Origin of the sequence: Nocardioides sp., from assembly GCF_034670285.1 — a bacterium.
GTDB lineage: Bacteria > Actinomycetota > Actinomycetes > Propionibacteriales > Nocardioidaceae > Nocardioides.
Window position 1 is genome coordinate 1 of the sequence record NZ_JAXMNS010000360.1, and the last position, 3,988, is coordinate 3,988.

General features: G+C 73.2%; 4 protein-coding genes. All 4 read right to left on the bottom strand.

All coding sequences use genetic code 11. The features are described 5' to 3' along the window. Positions 1-1,023 (bottom strand): SMC family ATPase (locus tag VOI19_RS15775; protein WP_323793918.1); only part of this gene is annotated, 1,023 nt, incomplete at its 3' end. Continuing rightward, positions 1,020-2,207, bottom strand: a complete 1,188-nt coding sequence (locus tag VOI19_RS15780; protein WP_323793919.1) for an exonuclease SbcCD subunit D — start codon at positions 2,205-2,207, stop codon at positions 1,020-1,022. The genes VOI19_RS15780 and VOI19_RS15775, both read right to left, overlap by 4 nt. A 49-nt stretch (positions 2,208-2,256) precedes the next feature. Further along, positions 2,257-3,090: a formate dehydrogenase accessory sulfurtransferase FdhD gene (locus VOI19_RS15785; RefSeq protein WP_323793920.1), complete on the bottom strand. Its 834-nt coding sequence runs from the start codon at positions 3,088-3,090 to the stop codon at positions 2,257-2,259. A 7-nt stretch (positions 3,091-3,097) separates the two neighbouring features. Beyond that, the coding region (locus VOI19_RS15790; protein ID WP_323793921.1) for an ERAP1-like C-terminal domain-containing protein at positions 3,098-3,988 on the bottom strand (891 nt) is incomplete at its 5' end.

The window sequence follows — 3,988 nt, forward strand, 5'->3', positions numbered from 1 at the left end:
GTCGGCGCCGGCCGCGGCGCACGCCCGGGCGTGACGCAGGACCGGGACCACACCCGCGGCTCGCCGCGCGGCATCGAGTCGGCTCCGGTCGAGCCGGTGGCTCGGGGCCCGCTCCTCGAGCTGCAGGCTCTCCTGCCGGGCGACGTCGTAGCTTCGACGGCGCGCGGTCTCCTCCCGAGCCACGTCGAGCGCGGCGCGGGCGTCGGCCTCGAGGCGCACCGTGTCGGCGGCGCTCACGCGCGCCTCGTCGCAGGCAATCCTTGCAACGGCGAGGAGCTCGGCAGCCCAGGGCGCGAGGCCGCGATCGTCGGCGATCTCGCGGAGGTCGTGGATGTCCCAGCCCTCGGGGAGCGTCTGTGAGGTGACCTCGCTCGTGCGGGAGACCACGTCAGCGACCCGTTGGTGCGTGGCGACGTCGGCCCGGCTGAGCTCGAGGCGGCGCTCACGCAGCCAACGCTCGACCTCCGCGAAGCGACCGGTGCGGAAGAGCTGCTGCAGCAGCTGGTGACGCTCGTCGGACTTGGCGCGCAGGAAGGTCTGGAAGCGACCCTGGGGGAGCATCGCGACCTGGGTGAACTGCGTGAGGTTCATCCCGACGAGGCGACCCACGAGGTCGCCGGTCTCGTCGAGTCGACTCGACAGCGGGGTCCACGCGCCGTCGCAGAGCTCGGACATGGTCACCGAGGCCTGCTGGGTGGTGAGGCCGGTGCCGCGGCGCTTGGGGCGCTCCCACGACGGGCTCCGCTCGATGCGGAACCGCCGCTCGCCCAAGGTCACCTCCAGGACGACGCGCGGGGCGACGTCGGGGGCTGCCTGGTCGCAGCGCAGCCGCTTCGCGGCGCTCCGGGCTCCCGGCACGTCGCCGTACAGCGCGAAGCACACCGCGTCGAGCACGCTGGTCTTGCCGGCCCCGGTCGGTCCCGAGAGCAGGAACAGCCCTGCTTCGGAGAGCGCGTCGAAGTCGATGCTCGTGCGGGTGGCGAAGGGTCCGAAGGCCTCGATCTCGAGCCGGTGCAGCCTCATTGGGAGCCACCCGAGGAGATGAGCATGTCGCCGCTCTCGCGGCCGGAGTCGTCGGTGTCGCAGCAGGCGTCGATCGCCTGGTCGAGCAGGCGCTCCTCGGCCGGGGTCGGGCCCTGTCCGCGGAGGTCGTTGATGAACGCGCGTGCGACGTCGTGGTCGCGCTGGGTGCGTGAGTCGCCGGCTGACGGCGCGCCGGTGAGGGACCGGGTGGAGGAGAACCCCAGCATCAAGGTGTGCGGGAAGCGGCGGCGCAGCTGGTCCATCGCAGCCGCGGGGCGAACCTCATCGGTGAGGGTCACCTCGACCCAGGCCTCCTCGTGCCGGGTCAGCGTCGGGTCGGCTAGCAGGTGCTCGAGCGTGCCCTGGAGCCGCGCCAGGGGGCGCGGCACCGGCGCCGGCACGAAGGTCGTGCTCAGCGGCGTGCCAGGAGCTCCGAGGTCGACGATCCAGGAGCCCTTGTGGTGCGTCGACTCCGAGAACGAGTAGGCCAGCGGAGACCCGCTGTAGCGCAGGTGGTCGTCGAGGACGTGCGAGCCGTGCAGGTGGCCGAGCGCGACGTAGTCGATGCCGTCGAACAGCGAGGTCGGCACGCGAGACACTCCGCCGACGGTGATGTCGCGCTCGGAGTCGCTGGGTGCGGCACCGGCGACGAAGGCGTGCGCCATCACCAGGGAACGCTGCCCGGGGCGGCCGGCGAGGTCGGCGCGGACCCGACGCATCGCCTCGGTCAGGGCGGCCTCGTGCGAGCGGCGCTCGAGCTGCCAGGGCTCGGCGACGGCGTGCGGGTCGAGGTAGGGGATGCCGTGGATGGCGACCGGACCGTGCGCGTCGTCGAGCACCAGTGGGATGCCGACCCGCGAGGCGTCGGTGCGCAGGTGGATGCCGGCGGCGTCGATGAGCCGGGCCGAGAAGCCGAGGCGCTGGGCGGAGTCGTGGTTGCCGCTGGTGAGCACGACCGTGGCGCGTGAGTGGGCGAGCCGGACCAGCGCGTCGTCAGCGAGCCGTACGGCGTCGACGGGTGGGAGCGCGCGGTCGTAGATGTCGCCGGACACCACCACGAGGTCGATCTCCTCGGCGTCGACGACCTCGAGGAGGTGGTCGATGTAGGTCGCCTGGTGGCTGAGCATGTCTTCGCGGTGGAAGGACCTGCCCAGGTGCCAGTCGGAGGTGTGGAGGATGCGCACGTGGAGCACGCTAGGTGGGGCCACCGACAGTGCGGCGGACCCACGCCGCTCAGGTGTAGCGGACCGTCCGGTCGGGCCCGGTGAAGCCGTGCAGCACCAGGCCGCCCTCACGGGCCAGCGAGACCGCCAGGCTGGTGGGGGCACCGACCGCGACCAGACTGCCGATCCCCGCGGCCAGGGCCTTCTGCACGAGCTCGTAGCCGACCCGCCCGCTGAGCACGAGGCAGGCCTCGGCCACCGGCTCCCCGGCGAGCACGCGGGCGCCGGTGACCTTGTCAACCGCGTTGTGCCGCCCGACGTCCTCACGCACGACGAGCAGGTCACCGCCGGCCGTGGCCAGGGCGGCCGCGTGCACGCCGCCGGTCGAGTCGAAGAGCCGCTGACGCTCACGCAGCGCGTCGGGCAGGCGTCGTACGACGTCGGGGTCGGGGAGCGAGCCCGTCCAGGGCGAGGCCCGGCGCACCAGCGCCTCGCCGACGCTGTCGGTGCCGCACACGCCGCAGGCCGACGACCCGGCCGAGAGTGCCTCGTGCTGGTGGGGGAGTCGGGGCGGAGGTGCGGCCAAGGTCACGGTCACGACGTTGAAGTCCTGCTCGGGCCGCAAGGAGGCATCGGTGCAGTAGGCCACCCCGACGATGCCCTCGCGCGCCGGGGCCAGCCCCTCGTGCACCACCCAGCCCGCCGCGAGCTCGAAGTCGTGACCCGGGGTGCGCATGGTCACCCACACGCGCCGCGCCTCGGCGCCGGGCCACTCGAGCCTCAGCTCGAGCGGTTCCTCGGTGATGAGCCGGTCCTCGCGTCGGCGCACCGACTCGGTCTCGGCGCGCAGCTCGTCGACCCGGACCCGCACGGTGGGTCCGGGACGGCGGGCGCGGGCATCCACGGCCGGGTCAGGCCTTCGGGAAGGCTGCGCGGACGGCGAGCGAGCGCTCGAGGTCGTCGATCTGGTCGACGAGCCGGCGTCGTACGGCGCCGGGCACCGCGCCGTCCTCGAGCAGCGGGCGCACGAGGTCCACCGTGGCGGGCTCGGCGTGGCTGAGGGGGAAGAACGCCTCGGCGACGACTCCCTGCACCCAGCCGCTGTGGATGTCGGCGATGCCGGGCAGCTCGGCGACGTACCGCTCGACGTAGGGAGCGGTGAGGTCCTGCTGGCCGCTGCGCCACATGCCGCGCCCGGCTGCCTCGAGCTCGTAGTTGGCCACGTCGACCTCGCCGGTGAAGCGAGCCCAGGCGAACGCCTTGGCCTCGGCGGTGGGCAGCGAGGCGACCGCACGGCTGTGGGCCACCCGGGTGAACACGGTGGTCTCGTCGGCGAGGGCGTCATCGAGCGCGGAGACGTCGGTGCCACCACCGACGGCGAGCTGCGTCAGCAGGCGCCAGCGGAGGTCGATGTCGAGGTCCACGCCGACGGGGAGGTCCAGCCCGTCGAGCCAGGCCTGGAGGGCGATGTGGTCGTCGCAGGTGCTGACGACCCAGCGGAACGCCGAGAGCTGCAGCTCGGAGCCGGACTCGGTGGCGGCGAGACGCGTGAGGGCTGCCTTCCGGATGCGGTCGAGGGCTCCTGGCGACGCCGCGGGCACGACCTCTCCGAGCACCCAGGGCTTGGTCTGGCGCAGGGTGTCCTCGGTGTTCTCGATCGGCAGGGCGACCTCGAGCAGGTCGACGACGTGGTCGGGGTCGAGGGCTGCGACGGAGTAGCCACTCTTGATGTTGTTCCACACCGCCGCCTGAGCGGTGGCGTCGTCGAGGCGGGGGAGCGACGAGGTCAGTGCACGCATCGT